Origin of the sequence: Aneurinibacillus migulanus (assembly GCF_001274715.1) — a bacterium.
GTDB lineage: Bacteria > Bacillota > Bacilli > Aneurinibacillales > Aneurinibacillaceae > Aneurinibacillus > Aneurinibacillus migulanus.
Genome location: NZ_LGUG01000004.1, coordinates 120705 through 136294, shown reverse-complemented (window position 1 = coordinate 136294; position 15590 = coordinate 120705). Strand labels below are relative to the sequence as shown.

The 15590-nt window shown below is 45.8% G+C and carries 18 protein-coding genes and 1 pseudogene; 7 read left to right on the top strand and 12 right to left on the bottom strand.

What is annotated here, in order from left to right:
* Window positions 1-4 precede the first annotated feature (4 nt).
* The 3 genes from AF333_RS02315 to AF333_RS02305 form a co-directional block, all read right to left on the bottom strand.
* Window positions 5-580: a manganese efflux pump MntP gene (locus tag AF333_RS02315; protein ID WP_043067545.1), complete on the bottom strand. Its 576-nt coding sequence runs from the start codon at window positions 578-580 to the stop codon at window positions 5-7.
* Window positions 581-650: 70 nt separating this feature from the next.
* The gene (locus tag AF333_RS02310; protein WP_043067544.1) at window positions 651-1709 is read right to left on the bottom strand and encodes an L-threonylcarbamoyladenylate synthase; all 1059 of its coding nucleotides are present in this window, start codon (window positions 1707-1709) and stop codon (window positions 651-653) included.
* Window positions 1710-1817: 108 nt separating this feature from the next.
* Window positions 1818-3170 carry an MATE family efflux transporter gene (locus AF333_RS02305; protein ID WP_043067717.1) on the bottom strand — a complete coding sequence of 451 codons (1353 nt, stop codon included), beginning with the start codon at window positions 3168-3170 and terminating at the stop codon, window positions 1818-1820.
* 330 nt (window positions 3171-3500) lie between these two features.
* Between AF333_RS02305 and AF333_RS34510 the strand changes: the two genes are divergently transcribed.
* The gene (locus AF333_RS34510) at window positions 3501-3752 is read left to right on the top strand and encodes a hypothetical protein (protein ID WP_235495971.1); all 252 of its coding nucleotides are present in this window, start codon (window positions 3501-3503) and stop codon (window positions 3750-3752) included.
* Here AF333_RS34510 and spoIIR read toward each other — a convergent pair.
* The 3 genes from spoIIR to prfA form a co-directional block, all read right to left on the bottom strand.
* Window positions 3704-4300 carry a stage II sporulation protein R gene (gene spoIIR, locus AF333_RS02300; protein ID WP_043067543.1) on the bottom strand — a complete coding sequence of 199 codons (597 nt, stop codon included), beginning with the start codon at window positions 4298-4300 and terminating at the stop codon, window positions 3704-3706. The two genes, AF333_RS34510 and spoIIR, sit on opposite strands and share 49 nt — an antisense overlap.
* A 121-nt stretch (window positions 4301-4421) precedes the next feature.
* Entirely contained in the window at window positions 4422-5300 is an 879-nt protein-coding gene (prmC, locus tag AF333_RS02295; protein ID WP_043067542.1) for a peptide chain release factor N(5)-glutamine methyltransferase, read from the bottom strand.
* Between the two features lie 3 nt (window positions 5301-5303).
* A complete protein-coding gene (gene prfA / locus AF333_RS02290) occupies window positions 5304-6377 on the bottom strand; it encodes a peptide chain release factor 1 (RefSeq protein ID WP_040304724.1) in 1074 nt (357 codons plus the stop codon).
* A gap of 259 nt (window positions 6378-6636) precedes the next feature.
* Here prfA and AF333_RS37295 point away from each other — a divergent pair.
* Together AF333_RS37295 and AF333_RS02285 are read left to right on the top strand one after the other, a co-directional pair.
* Window positions 6637-6729 (top strand): annotated as a pseudogene (locus AF333_RS37295) (winged helix-turn-helix domain-containing protein); the annotation flags it as partial.
* Between the two features lie 6 nt (window positions 6730-6735).
* Window positions 6736-7122 carry a hypothetical protein gene (locus tag AF333_RS02285; protein WP_043067541.1) on the top strand — a complete coding sequence of 129 codons (387 nt, stop codon included), beginning with the start codon at window positions 6736-6738 and terminating at the stop codon, window positions 7120-7122.
* Between the two features lie 273 nt (window positions 7123-7395).
* Here the strand turns inward: AF333_RS02285 and AF333_RS02280 are convergent, their stop codons facing one another.
* From AF333_RS02280 to AF333_RS02265, 4 genes are all read right to left on the bottom strand, one after another.
* The gene (locus AF333_RS02280; RefSeq protein ID WP_043067540.1) at window positions 7396-7929 is read right to left on the bottom strand and encodes a YhcN/YlaJ family sporulation lipoprotein; all 534 of its coding nucleotides are present in this window, start codon (window positions 7927-7929) and stop codon (window positions 7396-7398) included.
* 61 nt (window positions 7930-7990) lie between these two features.
* Window positions 7991-8587 (bottom strand): thymidine kinase, encoded by a 597-nt coding sequence (locus AF333_RS02275; RefSeq protein WP_043067539.1) that lies wholly within the window; start codon window positions 8585-8587, stop codon window positions 7991-7993.
* 134 nt (window positions 8588-8721) lie between these two features.
* On the bottom strand, window positions 8722-8922 hold the full coding sequence (rpmE, locus tag AF333_RS02270; protein WP_043067538.1) for a 50S ribosomal protein L31: 201 nt from the start codon (window positions 8920-8922) through the stop codon (window positions 8722-8724).
* Between the two features lie 155 nt (window positions 8923-9077).
* The gene (locus AF333_RS02265) at window positions 9078-10352 is read right to left on the bottom strand and encodes a radical SAM protein (RefSeq protein WP_043067537.1); all 1275 of its coding nucleotides are present in this window, start codon (window positions 10350-10352) and stop codon (window positions 9078-9080) included.
* A gap of 234 nt (window positions 10353-10586) precedes the next feature.
* Between AF333_RS02265 and AF333_RS33375 the strand changes: the two genes are divergently transcribed.
* From AF333_RS33375 to AF333_RS02250, 4 genes are all read left to right on the top strand, one after another.
* Window positions 10587-10742: a hypothetical protein gene (locus AF333_RS33375; protein WP_158502502.1), complete on the top strand. Its 156-nt coding sequence runs from the start codon at window positions 10587-10589 to the stop codon at window positions 10740-10742.
* Between the two features lie 3 nt (window positions 10743-10745).
* A complete protein-coding gene (locus AF333_RS02260; RefSeq protein WP_080787883.1) occupies window positions 10746-11063 on the top strand; it encodes a potassium transporter TrkG in 318 nt (105 codons plus the stop codon).
* A 110-nt stretch (window positions 11064-11173) separates the two neighbouring features.
* Complete coding sequence (locus AF333_RS02255; RefSeq protein WP_043067535.1) at window positions 11174-11743, top strand: RNA polymerase sigma factor; 570 nt, start codon at window positions 11174-11176, stop codon at window positions 11741-11743.
* Window positions 11740-13221, top strand: coding sequence for a DUF4179 domain-containing protein (locus AF333_RS02250; protein ID WP_043067534.1), 1482 nt, complete (start codon window positions 11740-11742; stop codon window positions 13219-13221). Before AF333_RS02255 ends, AF333_RS02250 begins: the two co-directional genes overlap by 4 nt.
* Window positions 13222-13261: 40 nt before the next feature.
* Here AF333_RS02250 and AF333_RS02245 read toward each other — a convergent pair whose 3' ends face one another.
* Together AF333_RS02245 and rho are read right to left on the bottom strand one after the other, a co-directional pair.
* Window positions 13262-14047: an undecaprenyl-diphosphate phosphatase gene (locus AF333_RS02245; RefSeq protein ID WP_043067533.1), complete on the bottom strand. Its 786-nt coding sequence runs from the start codon at window positions 14045-14047 to the stop codon at window positions 13262-13264.
* Between the two features lie 124 nt (window positions 14048-14171).
* Entirely contained in the window at window positions 14172-15455 is a 1284-nt protein-coding gene (gene rho / locus AF333_RS02240; protein WP_043067716.1) for a transcription termination factor Rho, read from the bottom strand.
* Between the last annotated feature and the right edge of the window lie 135 nt (window positions 15456-15590).

Below are 15590 nucleotides of genomic sequence, written 5' to 3'. Positions count from 1 at the left end.
GCACCTACAAGAGAAACTTAAGCCCGAAACCGAGTAGAATCAGCGCTCCAAAAACTTCGCTGTACCCTCCGAGCCAGCTTCCGACCCTCCGACCAACCAAAAGCCCTGTCGCCGCTAGCACCGCACCCAGCATACCGAAAATCAATACAGCCAGCAAAACATTTACCTTAAAAAGCCCGAACGAAAAGCCGACTGAAAGCGCGTCAAGGCTTACGCTGAAACTAAACAATAAAAGCCCCCAGAATGATGTTTTCAACAGGGGACTTTTTGCCTCGCCGCCAAAAAAAGCACTCCACAGCATCTGGATCCCCAACATAACGAGAATAAGTCCTCCGATGTAAGCGGCAACGTTACCGACATACGAGGTAAGAAACAATCCGAGGCCAATGCCAATTAGCGGCATAACAATATGAAAGATACCAATAGTTATACTAACTTTTAAAATGGTCAACAGCCGGATGCCTCCCATCCCCATGCCGATACCAAGGGAAAAGGCATCCATGCCGAGTGCCACGCCAATCATCAGCAACGTAATAAGCTCGCCCCACTGCAGCGCTTCCCACCCTAAGCCCACATCCATTCCTCCTGTCTATGCGTAAATCACTTTTGATATATAGACAAGATATGCAGAATCGGACAGGATATGCGAACTAGAGGTAGTGCCCACCAGCGGCTTTGGTCAACCGGTTCATAATAGCCGTGCCAACGCCGCCTTCCGGAAACGTCTCTGCGAAAATAACGTCAACGCTCTCCTGATCAAACTGACGTAGCACATAGTAAAGACGACGCGCTACGCTGATTAAATCCCTGCGTTCTCCACAAGTGATGACCGTATACTCCCCATCATACTCTCGAAAAGTCTCTTTCGTTGCGAGAATGCCGACTTTCTTTCCCTCCTCGACTGCCCTGCGTGCAGCATTACGTATACTCTTCGTCATTTCTTCTATCGTGTCGCCGCGAACGAGCCACATCTGTCCCTGCGGCGCATAGTGACGATACTTCATGCCAGGTGACTTTGGTGCTGCTTCCTCACTTAAGATGCCAGGATCAATAGCCACTTCCCCGGTAATCTCTGCGATTTGTTCGGCTGTAATGCCGCCTGGTCGCAAGATCATTGGTACATCTCCGGTAATATCCACAACTGTGGATTCTACTCCGATACCGGTCGGACCACCATCCAGTACACCTGCAATTCTTCCATCCAAATCTTCAAGGACATGCTGCGCAGTCGTCGGGCTGGGACGTCCGGATAAATTAGCGCTCGGTGCTGCAATTGGAAGCCGTGCAGCCTGAATTAACGCTAATGCCAGTGGATGATCAGGCATGCGGATAGCTACCGTGTCAAGCCCAGCGGATGCGCGCATGGCAACGCCTGACTTCTTCGGAAATACAAGCGTCAGCGGTCCCGGCCAGAATGCCTCCATCAGCGCTTCTCCTAGAGGCGGAACCTCGCTTACCAACTCATCCAACTGCATTCGGTCGGCAATATGCAGAATGAGCGGATTATCGCTCGGTCTCCCTTTGGCTGTATAGATTTTCTCCACGGTTTCGTCTTCCATACCATTGCCCCCGAGGCCATATACTGTCTCCGTCGGAAATGCGATTAACTCATTACGTCGTAGCAATTCTGCAGCTTCTTGAATCTGTGGATAATCTTCTAATCCATCCACAATATTATCCACATTCCAATACTTCGTTTGTTGATTCATCGAATAACCCTCAGTTCTACTAAATTATACTTTTTCTAGTTATAGCCACTCGCTCTTCCATTTGCAATCAACCACATATCCACATGTTGTGCATAATCTGTGGATAACTTATTGAATTAACTGTGTATGACGCTTCTTTTTCCAGAAAAATTGATAATATCCAAACTGCAGCAGAAGATTGACGGCAAAGGCGATCGGATAAGCATACCAAATCCCTTCAATGCCGATCCGGTTAGACAGTATATAGGCGACAGGCACTTCCACTCCCCAGATGGAAATGATGGACAACGCTGTTGGCCAGAATACAGTACCACTTGAACGCATAATCCCCGACATCACGCTTGCATGACCGAAGATAAGATAGCTCCAAAGCGTAATACGAAGCAATTCATGAGCCAACTCCAGCGTTTGTGTCTCCGCGATAAACAGTGAAAGAATCGTTTGGGAAAACAAGTATGCCAGCGTGATAAGCACACCGCCAATGATATAATTAAGCACAATTCCTGCCCGAAGCACCTTTTGTAGCCGTTCGAAAAGACCGGCACCAATCGCTTGCGCACCAAAAATCGATACAGCCATTCCAAGACTCATCGCCGGCATCATAACGTAGCTAGCCACCTGATTTACTGCGCCATAAGCTGCGGTCGCCAACGAACCGTAATGATTAACAAACGAAATAACCGCGATAGTCGCCAATGAGATCAACACCATTTGCACGCTTGTCGGAATCCCGATCTTGATTAGTAGCTTAAAAATCTCACCATCGATTTTCAAATGATGCAGCGCTTTTCTATCAAAACGTAGTGGATGATCCACCTGATGCAAATATATGAGAAAGATGAGAAAAGTAAGCAACGAACCGATGACATTCGACCAGGCTGCCCCGTTAATGCGGAGCTCCGGAAAGCCGAACAGTCCAAGTACGAGAATCGGTGTCAACGCCACCGTTAGCGCTGTACTGATGATAAGGAAATAAAAAGGCGTCTTGGAATCTCCCGTACCGCGAATAAATGTCGTATATGAAATATACAGGAAAAAAATTGGTAGAACATAAAAGAAAATACGCGCATACGCAGCAGAATCATGCAAAATATTAGCCGGTGTACCAATAAGCCGCAACATATCTTCTGCAAATATTCCACCGGTAATCGCCAGTAGACTTCCCAAAATAAATGTCGAGGTCAGCGTCGTACCCATTACAGCCCTAACCCGCTCATAGTTCTGGGCGCCATATGCCTGCCCGATTAATACGGAACTAGCGCTACCAAGTCCGATAACGAATGAAATTAGAAAGAAAAAGACCGGGAAGAATGCAGATACCGCTGCCAGCGCATTCACTCCGATAAAACGTCCCAGCATGATGCTGCTAACCGTACCGCTGATGGATTGCAGTGCATTGCTTAGCATTAATGGAATAAGAAAAACGAAGAGGACACGCCATACCGGTTTACTGTTATCCATGCCGCTATGCCATTTTCGCTCTCCTGTTTCTGGTCCGCCTTCTCCAGCTTCTTCCGCTTTCATCTCTATCGCTTCTTCTATGTTTACTGTCCCCGACATACCTGGCGTTCCTATCCTATCGCCATTTCCTTCTCCGACTTCTCGGTCAATTCTATTATTTTCCATAGTTCCAACTCCCCGCATGAATGCTTTCTTTAAACTATACTACCCACTTTATCCCACCTTTACGGACAGTAATATCCCCACCTCAAGACTTGGAAAAACCAAGGAAGTTAGGTGAGAGATAAACTGCCCCTAAAGGTCCGATACGTTCAACTATATACATCTGATTTGATACATCGACAAATTCTTGTGGTGGGCGGGAGCGGTCGGAAAAAGACACGTTTGCCTTTCTTCTGCTGGAGCGCAGGGCGCATCCAACCTCTTCTTTTTCTGAATTGCCTCCTTCCAACCACGCTACCCTGTCAAAATATCAAGTGTAATTTATATAAGAAAAAAAGAAGAAACCCTGCCATTCTGACAGAGCTCCGTGTCTACGTGAATAATTTATGGAACAACTCCACCAAAAAGAACCGAACTTGAATCTCATTATTGTCTTTCGATTTCTGGTTTGTGTTCTCCTGTTCGTCATGCGTTGCTGTATCTCCGCTAGCAATATCTACAAAGCAGAGCGGCGGAAACAATACGCACCACCAATTCTTTCCCTCTGCATTCCCGATGGTAATACGGACTGCTTCGTACTGTCCGGCCGGGAACACCTGTGTCCCGTACATTTTCGTTGGAAAATCAGTCTGCGCAAGCTCCACACGGGAAGCGTACGTGTAGCCTTTTTCTTTAATCGTTTCCTGTACGAGTTGTTGCAGCTCCGGCAAATGGTTGCTGATAACAGCTCGGGCAGTATTGAGAGATTCCGCTTCACCGGCCCATCCCTGCACCGACTCGATTACACGATCCCGTACCTGACGCTTTAGCTGTTGATCCTCCGGGCTATCACTGTTAGCGAGTATACGCAGGCGAATCGATTGCTCAGGTACCAGGCTAGAAGTAAACACTGCCAACGCTTCTTTCTGGCTTTCCCAACTCATTAGTAAAAGAAATAATGTAAAAAATAGCAGATAATATTTTTTCATGTTCCACTTCCCCTTTCCGCTCCCTGTTCACCAGTATGGACAGAGAGGGAAGGGAATAAACCTGCTATTTTTAAAGAATAAGAGATTGCTAGAATTGATTCTTTACACACCTGTTGATGCTTTATACTCGGACGGAGATGACATGACGGCCAATGTCGGCCAAATCCCGCACAATGTACACCTCGGAGAACAAGCCCGTGTCCTCTAGCCATCCGCGAACAATTTCGGCCTGATGGATGCCAACCTCCCAGCCAAGCAAAGCTCTCGCCTTCAATATACAAGGCAGGCCCTGTATCATCTGCCGATAAAAATCCAGACCATCCTCTCCACCATCCAACGCGCGAAGCGGTTCATGATCTTTTACCTGTATATCCAACTGTGTAACATCAAATGACGGAATATACGGAGGATTAGAAACGAGAATGTCAACCGTATGCTCCTGCTGAAGCAACGGGTCCAACAAATTCCCCTGGACGAACGAAAGCTTATGCTCTACACAGTGTCGTTCCGCATTCAGACGGGCTGTGGTCAATGACTCCTCGGCGATATCCGTAGCCATCACCTTCCAGCTTGTACCGCCGATAACTGCCAGCGTCACTGCGATGGCGCCGCTACCTGTCCCGATGTCTACCACCGAAAGCTCGGCGTCTTCCGACCATAGCTCCCTCGATCGTTTCACTACCTCTTCGACAAGCAACTCCGTTTCTGGACGCGGAATCAGTACTGATGGATTCACCTCAAATTCCAATCCATAAAACTCCTGGCTGCCTACAATATATTGCATCGGCTCTCCTGCAGCGCGCCTTCGGATAATCGCCTCGATTCTGTCCCATTCCTCTTCCGTCAACGACTGAGACATACCGGAAATAAAACGGGTACGGTCCCATCCAAGGGCATAGCGGATCGCATACTCTGCAAGGAATGCGGCATCGTCGATATTGTTCTCACGTAAAAAATGGGAAGCCTTCTGCAAGGCTTCCCGTACGGTGGTTGCGCTCATCGCTTACGCACCTTCAGCATTGCGCATCAGTTCCGCCTGCTCATGCAACACAAGCGCGTTGACGATTTCGTCCATTTCCCCGTTCAGCACTTGATCAAGCTTGTGCAATGTCAGTCCAATTCGATGATCCGTGACACGGCTCTGCGGGAAATTATATGTGCGGATACGTTCGCTTCGATCACCCGTACCTACCGCCGAACGACGGGCATCGGCGTATTCTGCATGCGCTTCCTGCTGATATTTATCATAGAGGCGGGCACGTAGTACGCGCATCGCTTTGTCTTTATTCTTATGCTGGGACTTCTCATCCTGACAAGTTACCACAATACCGGTCGGTACGTGGGTCAAGCGTACGGCGGATTTAGTCGTGTTAACACTCTGCCCGCCTGCGCCACTAGAACAGAATAAATCCACGCGGATATCGTTCTCATTAACCTCGACTTCCACTTCTTCCGCTTCTGGAAGAACGGCCACTGTAGCCGTAGATGTATGGATACGACCGCCGGATTCCGTACTAGGAACGCGTTGCACCCGATGCGCGCCGCTCTCGAATTTAAGACGACTGTAAGCGCCTTTTCCGTTAATGGAGAAAATAATCTCCTTGTAGCCCCCGATATCCGTCGGAGCTGCTTCTAATACTTCAACTTTAAACTTATGCTTTGCCGCATATCGGGTATACATCTCGAACAGATCGGAAGCAAACAAAGCCGCTTCGTCTCCACCAGCTGCACCCCGAATCTCGATAATAACGTTCTTATCGTCGTTCGGGTCCTTCGGCAGCAGAAGAACGCGAATACGCTCCTCCAGCTCTGCTTTCTTTTCTTCCAGTTCACCAAGCTCCATTTTGACCATTTCACGCATTTCATCATCGAGCTTTTCTTCGAGCATCTCTTTAGCATCCTGCAGTTGCTCAGTTGTTTCTTTATATTCGCGATACGCTTGTACCGTCTCTTCTATATCGGATTGTTCTTTGGAATATTCACGCAGCTTGACCGGGTCATTCATAACCTGTGGGTCGCATAGCAGCTGCGTCAATCGATCATACCGCTCAACAACCGACTCCAATCGCTGTAGCACGGTTCTTCACCTCATTTTAAAATTCCATAGCATAACAGTATAATTATAGAGGATAGCTTAATATAAGTCAAAGCTGTATACCCCGTTTTAAAAATACTTAGGAAAAGATTTTTTGTAAAGGTGGCGCACGATGAGTATGTACTTCAATTCTAGTCAATATACAGTCAAATATCGCTCAAAGATTCTTTCTCTATATCCTAAAGAATTCATACTACTACATTTCCTTTATCTACACCAAGGATAAACCTTTTCCCTAGAACAATTACTCGATTATGTTTGGAAGATGGAATCTCCGAGCGATCGAACAGTGGATGATTATATTTATCGCCTTCGAAAGAAGTTCGAAAAGTAGAGCAGTATGATTCAAATTGAAACAGTACGAGGAGTCAGTTACCGCTTAATTGAGAAACATAAAAAAGAAGATGCACTCATCCTAATCAATATTATCGAAACGCTAACCTTCATGGCAGCAAAGAAATGGGGAAAGATCGAGGAAAAGTTGAATAACATTGAAATCATGCTTAATAAAACCCCTTACTTGAGAGAATTAGCTCTTTTTCATCAGTTGAAGGGAATTTATTATATTCATCTGGGAGCAATACAAGAAGGGAGAGAATGGCTGAATCATGGCATAGACATCGCGAAACAAACTCAGCTCGCTTTTATGGAAATCGACATAATAGCATGCAGTGTATTAACTATCGTATCTGGAATTAGTTTTTTTGTTACTAAAAAGAGGGGATAAAAAAGGTCCATGGAGACGTTGTTTGGTGAAAAAAATAGGTTATTTCACACGAATCATACTCGGACTAACTTATACTCCATTCTTATATTATTGGAATTTCCTTGGTATCCATTTTTCTTGATCATATGAGGTAGCATCACTTGCTACTATGAAAAATCCCCTTTAATTAACAGTGAAAGTTCCACCATAATAATGGGATTTTTCACGCTGTCAACCTAAGGGGACAATTGTAACCTTCATGGCATCATGCAATATCTTTCTTGCAGTCCATTTTTAGCGATTCATCCGACTGTTTAAGTCGTTCATATGAATGCGATAGTTATTGATTGGCGTACCGCTGCGAATGCCATCACCGATATCTTGAATTCTGCTGAAGATGCCGGTGTCAGAACTGACCCGCACATCATAACGCGGCATTTTTCCCTGGACATGCTGGCGCACTTTCTCCCTGATGGTAGCGGCTTCCTGGCGGCTGCGCACCGTATCGGCGAGCGTAAGGCCAACATACGCTTGCGCCCCATTAATCACTACACTTGCGCGTTTGACTTTTGGCACCTGCACTGCGACATTGGCCATGCTGTCGGCTTCAGCCTGTATATCCCGCACGTCATTACGTCCGGTCACCAGGTTCGGATTCAGATCACTTCCGACCAGTACACGGGTCTTCTGCCCCGGTGTGGTCCGGTTATATTGGTTAACTTGTGCGCCTCGTTGCTGGGGCGCCTCTCCCTGGTTATTCGGGTTACAACCCGCCATAAGCAGCAACGCAATGCTCAGCAAAGCGGCATGCACCATTTTTTTATTCATAATAAAGCCCACCTCCTCAGATGTAGTGTTTGCTAAGAGGAGGTGGACTTATTCGTCTATGCTACAGAAGCGAAATGTTTCCGTTTTCGCTTCTGGGATGCTTGTAGCATTTGCGACATACCGGTATGTAGCTATCATTGCCGCCAATTTGGATCTGTTCACCTTCATATACAGGCTTGCCGTCTTTTATACGCAATACCATCGTTGCTTTCCTATCGCAAAACCAGCAAATCGTTTTAATTTCTTCCAGCTTATCAGCATACAGCAACAGCGCTTCACTGCCTTCGAATAACCGATTGGAAAAATCGTTTTTCAATCCGTATACAATAACGGGAACGCCTAGCTCATCAACAATCTCTGTAAGCTGTATAATATGGTGCCGACGCAAAAATTGACCTTCATCGACCAGCACGCAATTTGGCAACCCTTCTTGGTTCATCTCAACAACTTTTCTAATATTCGTACTTTCATCCACTACAATCGCTTCACGCCTCAGCCCGATACGAGAAGCTACGTATCCTTTTCCGTACCGATCATCGAGCATCGACGTGAAAATCATAACCCTCTTTCCCTGTTCTTCATAATTATGGGCCACTTTAAGGATTTCCACCGATTTGCCGCTGTTCATCGTTCCGTAACGATAATATAACTGTGCCATCATTACTCTCCTTCCAACCTATCCATCTTATCTCGAAAGGAGTGTGTAGGAAAGGGAAAATAGATGTATCATCAATATGTATATCCATTAAAAAACAGACAGGCAAACTGCCTGTCTGTTCTGATTGCATCCAATTACTTCATGTTGTATTTCTTTTTGAAACGATCTACACGTCCGCCAGCGTCAACAAATTTTTGTTTACCAGTGAAGAAAGGATGGCATTCGGAGCAAATCTCCACGCGCAGGTTTTCTTTCACTGAGCCGGTTTCGAATTCGTTACCGCAAGCGCAAGTAACTTTAGTCAATTTGTAGTCAGGATGGATATCCGGTCTCATTTCATTCACCTCTTTCTGCCCTGAATCTTTACGAAACAGAGTTACACTCAAACACACATAAGAGGATTATAGCATGCACATCTCCTCTTTGCAAATACCGTTCAGGAAAAATTTATCCCGGTCCAATGGGCCGTAAGACCCCGCTGATGGAAGTTTTATATGGACAGCGTCTGCCTGCGCAGCTCCTGAAACTCGACCGGTGGCACATGTGTATAAGAGCCGATAATGACATCAGGCAACTCCTGGCGATAAATCTCAAGCGCCTGTTTCATGCCGAATACTTCGCCCTTTGCCGGTGGAATCATCGCCAGATAGCTCTCTGGATCGATATTTAGATTACGCATCTGAATCAGTCGAATACCGTTTTGACGAATAAACTCTATCATGGCCTCCATCTCTTCTTCACGGTCGAACACGCCAGGGAAGACGAGGTAATTAATGGATGTATATACACCCTTGCTGCTGGCATAGGCAGCGGATTTCGCTACATTTTCCAGCGTATAAGCACGTGGTCGATAATAGGCATTGTAATGTTCATCAATTGCACTAATCGTACTGATACGCATCAAATCGAGGCCCGCATCTACAATCGCTTTAATATGATCTGTCAAACCTGCGTTTGTATTGATATTAATGAAACCTGTCTTCGTCTGTTCTCGAACACGTCGCATGGCCTGCGTAATAATCGCTGCCTGAGTGGACGGTTCACCTTCACAGCCTTGACCAAAACTAATAATCGACTCCGGTGTCTTTAAATGGTGGAGCATTACTTCCATAAGTTCCTCTACCGTTGGCTTGAAGTTCATCCGCGTCTGCGGTGCAGGAAACCCGCTGTCATCCGGCTGCTCGGAAATACATCCGTAACATCCAGCATTACAGGAGTAAGAAACCGGAAGTCCTGCTTCCCATCGGTTAAAGAACGTATTAGATGCTGTCAGGCAACCATAGCCGAGCGTACAATTGCTTAAATGGTTAAACACCCGGTTTTCCGGGTATTGTTCCAATACCTTCCTCACGAGGTGTTCTTTCTCGTCTTCCGGGAAATTAAGCGGATTCCATTTATGCGTATCATCCGACTGCTCCGCAGCCACGTAAAAACCACCATTATACCAAACAACAGCTGTATACCCAAAAAGCGGAAGTTTTTCTTCTTTGTGTGATTTCACATATCCGGGCAACATAAGACGAGTAAATCCCTGGGGCATCAAAGCACCGACTGCCTGGAATTCACTCAAACGCGTCATCTCGCCTGTATCGGGGTCCATTCCGACGGGGTGGCAATTCGGAAGACTAACCAGTGTAGCGCCTTCCGGCAGAGGAATTAGTTCCTCTGCCAGGATTTCTATTAACGACTCCCCACTCCGGCCCAGTCCGAACAGTTCCGGATGGTCATATACCTGGCCCTGTTGGTCTGCATAAACAAGATACATATATCAAAGCTCCTTATTTTCTTCGTTCGCAGGCGTATATCTATCATTATATCCGAATTATTATAATTCACGAGCAAGATAAAAGTCAAAGATTGTACTGTTTCTAGATTCGCCTATAATATTATCATCAACCCAAGAATTTTTTACGGAAAGGTACGTCCAATTTTCATTTATCCCGGTCCAGCGAGCAATTATCCCACTGATGAAAGTTTTACTTTATGGAGGTAAACAAGCATGGAAATACCACAATCACGTAGAAAGAAGCCTGTGCTGTCATTCGATACCAGTTGGCAACACGCTATGTGTATGGGTAGTTTTCATTCTATCTCCAGCTTTAATAACGCCGGATTTGACATTATGAGCGGATTCAAAAGCATGACAGCTATGTGAGCGATCCGGTGGTCAATATTAGTCTATAAAGCGCTGACGATTACGATAGCCGCAGTATTCCTGGTGCTCGGGGTGACCATGATTCTCTGCATTACGGAGAATGACGATTTTCTAACCATTCTATTTGAAACGACTTCGGCATTCGGCACGATCGGTATGTCGATGGGCCTCACGTCGCACCTAACCACATTCGGTAAAATTCTACTTTCACTCGTCATGTTTGCGGGGCGTGTCGGACCGCTCATCGTAGCATTTGCACTAAGCTGGGATCGCAAGAAAAAACATTTCCGCTCCTCCGAAGGCAAAATTATTATCGGTTAACAGCAACGGGACGAAAAATATCTTCGTTCCGCTTTTTTGAATGCGGCCGAACCATCCTCCTGCTTCGTTCGACTATATAATAGAGCGACGAAAACGAAAGGCGGTTAACAATGGATACCGAGCAACAACTCATCGAACGATGCCAAAGCGGGGATAAGAACGCTTTCGGCCTACTCGTACGCCCCCATCTTCAGCGGGCATACAGTACGGCTTTCGCTATCCTAGGGGCACAGCATTTTGCAGAGGACGCGGTACAAAACGCTTTATTTGAAGCATACAAGGCGATCATGGAAGGACGGGACATTCGTAGGTTCGGAGGGTGGCTTACCCATATTGTAGCTCGCCGGGCGCTGGACATTGCCCGTCAAAAGCTTCGGCAACAGCATACAACTGAAGAAAATGAACTTCTAGAAGTACGAGATAATACAGCCTCTCCCATAACGGATGTGCTCCAAAAAGAACAGCGAAACGAATTAATGACAGCAATTATGCAGTTAAATATCAATCAACGGGCCGTCATTGTCATGTATTACTACCAGGAAATGAAAATCGGGGAAATCGCCAGCCTCCTAAATATTAAAGAAGGCACAGTGAAGTCAAGGTTACATCAGGCGCGAATTACATTAAGCAAGCTTGTCCCATTTGAGACAGCAAAACAGAAAGTGGGGGAATGCCAATGAATCGCCAGGACAAACAAATTGCAGCGAACATAGAACAAACGTTTAAAAGCATTGCTGTACCTCAGTCTTTGCTTGATTTTGCCGATCAGGTTCCCGATTTATATGACCAGCAGCAAATTCACAAGTCTGGGAGCTCCCAACCCAATGTTGAAAGAAGATCGACCATAACCCAAAAACGAATGATTTTACGGAGAATAGCAGGTGGATGTGCAGCAGGCCTGGTCATTTTTATCGGCTCGGTGCTGTATTCCCCTTCTTTCGCAGCTTATACCAAAAGCATTCCCGGCCTAACAACTCCTGTAGAATGGCTGCAACAAGTAGCTGAAAATATCGGTATTCAAAATGCAAAAGACCACGGCTATACTCCCGTACATCCGGTTAGTATAAACAAAGAAGGCCATACCTTTACGATTGATAACGTATTTCTTGAAGGCAATGAGCTTCGGTTTATGTTTGCCATACAAGGCCCCCAAGGTACTACAGAAAATTTTGATATCTCGCCATCTGACTTTCCTGACACGCCAGGGAGCGGAGGAGGAGACACGAAAAAGATTTCGGATATAGAAGAACTTAGATTTATACACTATAAGTTCGAACTTACACAGAAACAGTTAGAAGCATTCCTGGCCAAAAGACCAACTAAGCTTACCTTTCGAATCGGACAGCGCGGTATGAATGAATCGTTTATCATGACGGTTCCTTTTGATCAAGCTAGGCTAAAAGCAGAAAAGGAAACGACCTTGAATACCGATTTAAGACTCCAGCAGAAAGATCCTGCTATCGAACACGCAACTATCAAAAGCTTTTCGGTTTATCCCACTAGAATAAGAGTAAACATCGAAATGAAGCTGACGTCTGGCTACCAAATCAATTTTGCACGCTGGGCAGACGATGAACCGTATTTAACTGATGAACACGGCAAGAAATATGAATTTGAGAACGATTCTCATAAGGAGTTGTATGATTCTTCAGGTATCATTTCCCTTGATTTTGTACCTTCTGTTTACTTCGATAAGCAACCAAAACAGTTGACCTTGCATCTGAAGAAAGTCTGGCTTACTGATACGAAGGCTTCGGAAACTGTGAAAGTGTCTACCACAAAATTTCCACAGACTATTACAACTCATGGAAAGACATATACACTCACTAGCGCGAAGCGAGAGTATGGACACTGGTTTTTCGACGTAAAAAAACAGGCTGATTCCCTAAGCAACCCATTTGAAGGAATCAGATTCGAGCTGTCGCCTGAAGTTCGGCAACAGATGGAGGGAAATTGGGAATGGGAAGAAGAAATAAAGCAAGGACTCGAAATCGGTGATAATGGTCTTATCATTCCGAAATATGACCGTAGTACGCATAAGAAAATTCCTGGTCAATTCGAATTGAATATATTCGCGGCCAAGCAAGACACATATACGCTCAATGTGCGCCGTTATGAAGACGAGATTCCGCTTGACATTCATATCCCCTTAAAATAAAAACAAGAAGAACCCCGGAACAATTCCGGGGTTCTTCCTGCTAAAAGATGCCTAAAGCCTGTACAGCGAGGATAAATACTCCCAATATCCAGACATAGACGGCAAACCCCTTTAAAGATTTTTTCTTTAGAATGCCTATCATCCAGCGAACAGCAAAATAGCCGAAAACGGCAGAAAAAAACGAACCAAGTAGAAGAGGAAATAAACCGATCGTCTCTCTATTCTCTCCGGTAAATAGTTTGGCTCCTTGAAGAACGACGCCTCCACCAATAGCCGGAAGCGATAGCAAAAAGGAAAAGCGGGCTGCTTCTTCCCGATTGATACGCCGAAACAGCGAAGCAGCGATTGTCAGACCTGAACGGGAAAGCGCAGGCATGATGGCGGCCGCCTGAAAGCAGCCGATAAACAACGCATCACCGTAGGACATTCCTTTCAGGGATTTACCCCCTCTATTTTTCCAACGATCGGCCATCCAGAGCACGGCACCCGTCAACAGAAATTCATACCCTACCGTTACGCCTGTCCGAGAAATTTCTTCGAAGAAATCCTCAAGCAATAACCCAACCACAACTGCAGGCACGGTTCCTATCACAAGCAATCCTGTCAACCGGCTAAATGGCTTTTGCAATATTTTCAGCACGTCATCGCCATATACGGCCAGCACCGCAAACAGGGTACCGATATGCAGCATCGTATCCAAAAACAAGCCAGCCTCGTCCAACCCGAAAAGATGGCGGGCCAGATAGAGGTGCCCCGTGCTACTGATAGGAAGAAATTCGGTCAGTCCTTGTATGATTCCCAGAATGATAGCTTGAAGCTCGTTCATATCGCCTTCTCCTTTTTCTATCATCCATATGAGAGGAGAAGGAAAAATATAATAAAAACAGGGAAAAAAACGGCCAGGAAAAACAAGTAAGCCGTAATCTTCCCCTGTTTTTCAAACGTGTGCTTTATCTCTTATGAGCAGGTTTCGTTGACGAATTTCTGGTAGATTCAAGATCTAGAGAATCGAGGAACTCCTGATTGGTCTTCGCCTCGGCGATTTTCTTGATAAATGCTTCGGTGAATTCGTTGCTGTCGTGGATAGACTTGCGCAGGGCCCATATTTTGGATAATTCTTCTTTCGTAAACAGCAGCTCTTCGCGGCGCGTACCGGAACGACGAATATCGATTGCCGGGTAGACGCGACGTTCCGCCAGCTTGCGGTCCAGGTGAAGCTCCATGTTTCCTGTACCTTTGAATTCTTCGTAAATCACATCATCCATACGCGATCCGGTTTCCACCAGTGCAGTAGCCAGAATGGTTAAGCTACCCCCTTCTTCGACATTACGCGCCGCACCGAAGAAACGCTTCGGACGGTGAAACGCCGCAGGATCAATCCCTCCGGACAACGTACGTCCGCTCGTTGGTATGGTAACGTTGTATGCGCGAGCCAGACGGGTAATACTATCAAGCAGAATCACGACGTCTTTTTTATGTTCTACAAGGCGCAATGCGCGTTCTAGCACCAACTCAGCCACTTTAATATGATTTTCAGGCAATTCATCAAACGTGGAGCTTACTACTTCGCCTTTAACAGAACGTTGCATATCGGTTACTTCTTCCGGTCTTTCATCAATCAACAGAACAATTAGTTCAACGTCAGGATGATTGGTCGCGATACTGTTAGCAATCTCTTTAAGTAGTATCGTTTTACCAGCTTTCGGAGGAGCGACAATAAGACCGCGCTGTCCAAATCCAACAGGCGCTATTAAATCAATAATACGGGAAGAAATTCTGGTAGGTGATGTTTCAAGCACCATCTTCTTCTGGGGATAGAGAGGCGTAAGCGCCGGAAAATGTAAGCGTTCCGGGGAACTCTCAGGTGGTTCACCATTGACTGCATCAACATGCAGCAAACCAAAGTATCTTTCATTCTCTTTCGGCGGCCGTACCTTACCGGATACCTTATCACCCGTTCGTAAGTCGAAACGACGGATTTGCGAAGCGGAAATATAGATATCTTCCGCACTTGGCAGATAATTAATAGGACGGAGAAAGCCGAACCCATCTGGATGCGTATCGAGCACCCCTTCCATAAACATATGACCCTGCTTCTCCGCCTGTGCCTGCAGAATCGCGAAGATCAACTCTCGTTTCTTAAACGTGCCATAGTAAGGAATTTGATATTCTTTCGCCAGTTTATAAAGTTCCGTTAATTTCTTCTCTTCTAATTGCGCTAAGTTCATTTCCATATAACGCTCAAACACCACACTTTTCTTATTAAATGGTACATAACACTTTCTCCATCGGCCATGGTTCGGGTACAGAAGGTAAAGAAGTTGGAAATCAGAAACATGCACCATCCTCTCCCAACCTCTTATTCCTTT

Bases quoted from the DNA above. Each gene is read 5' to 3' on its own strand.
- AF333_RS02285 (WP_043067541.1), top strand. From the start codon at position 6,736: ATGATTCAAATTGAAACAGTACGAGGAGTCAGTTACCGCTTAATTGAG.
- AF333_RS02255 (WP_043067535.1), top strand. From the start codon at position 11,174: ATGGATACCGAGCAACAACTCATCGAACGATGCCAAAGCGGGGATAAG.
- spoIIR (WP_043067543.1), bottom strand. From the start codon at position 4,300: ATGAAAAAATATTATCTGCTATTTTTTACATTATTTCTTTTACTAATG.
- AF333_RS02280 (WP_043067540.1), bottom strand. From the start codon at position 7,929: ATGAATAAAAAAATGGTGCATGCCGCTTTGCTGAGCATTGCGTTGCTG.
- AF333_RS02265 (WP_043067537.1), bottom strand. From the start codon at position 10,352: ATGTATCTTGTTTATGCAGACCAACAGGGCCAGGTATATGACCATCCG.
- rho (WP_043067716.1), bottom strand. From the start codon at position 15,455: ATGGAAATGAACTTAGCGCAATTAGAAGAGAAGAAATTAACGGAACTT.
- AF333_RS02275 (WP_043067539.1), bottom strand. From the start codon at position 8,587: ATGGCACAGTTATATTATCGTTACGGAACGATGAACAGCGGCAAATCG.
- AF333_RS33375 (WP_158502502.1), top strand. From the start codon at position 10,587: ATGGAAATACCACAATCACGTAGAAAGAAGCCTGTGCTGTCATTCGAT.
- AF333_RS02245 (WP_043067533.1), bottom strand. From the start codon at position 14,047: ATGAACGAGCTTCAAGCTATCATTCTGGGAATCATACAAGGACTGACC.
- AF333_RS02310 (WP_043067544.1), bottom strand. From the start codon at position 1,709: ATGAATCAACAAACGAAGTATTGGAATGTGGATAATATTGTGGATGGA.
- prmC (WP_043067542.1), bottom strand. From the start codon at position 5,300: ATGAGCGCAACCACCGTACGGGAAGCCTTGCAGAAGGCTTCCCATTTT.
- AF333_RS02305 (WP_043067717.1), bottom strand. From the start codon at position 3,170: ATGGATAACAGTAAACCGGTATGGCGTGTCCTCTTCGTTTTTCTTATT.
- rpmE (WP_043067538.1), bottom strand. From the start codon at position 8,922: ATGAGACCGGATATCCATCCTGACTACAAATTGACTAAAGTTACTTGC.
- AF333_RS02315 (WP_043067545.1), bottom strand. From the start codon at position 580: ATGGATGTGGGCTTAGGGTGGGAAGCGCTGCAGTGGGGCGAGCTTATT.
- AF333_RS02250 (WP_043067534.1), top strand. From the start codon at position 11,740: ATGAATCGCCAGGACAAACAAATTGCAGCGAACATAGAACAAACGTTT.